At 60.5% G+C, this 299-nt stretch carries 1 pseudogene; it reads left to right on the top strand.

The features are described 5' to 3' along the window. Positions 1-75 precede the first annotated feature (75 nt). Positions 76-299: pseudogene (locus tag EN874_RS34755) on the top strand (hypothetical protein); the annotation flags it as partial.

Here is a 299-nt window from a genome sequence, read left to right as displayed (position 1 = left end):
GATTGGTTCTCTGGGCGATGCGCTCCCGCGATTCCCCATGTGGATGGCTCCTGCTCCCCGTCATCCGGGTGCCAAATGGTAGGTTGTGCAGTGACCACAGACCCACAGTCGAGAGGAGCCTGCCATATCAAGATTACCACGATCGGTCTGGATTTGGCCAAGAACGTCTTTCAGGTTCACGGTGTCGATGTGAGGGGAACGCCACTGTCCGGCGCCGGCTGCGTCGGAAAGAGGCTCTTTTGTTCTTCTCCCGCCTCGATCCCGGAATCGGCTCGATCACCGCACCCGCCGTTGCGCCC

The organism is Mesorhizobium sp. M1D.F.Ca.ET.231.01.1.1, assembly GCF_003999155.2.
Taxonomy (GTDB): domain Bacteria; phylum Pseudomonadota; class Alphaproteobacteria; order Rhizobiales; family Rhizobiaceae; genus Mesorhizobium.
The sequence above is the reverse complement of the archived record's forward strand: the minus strand, read 5'-3'. Positions and strand labels throughout refer to the sequence as shown.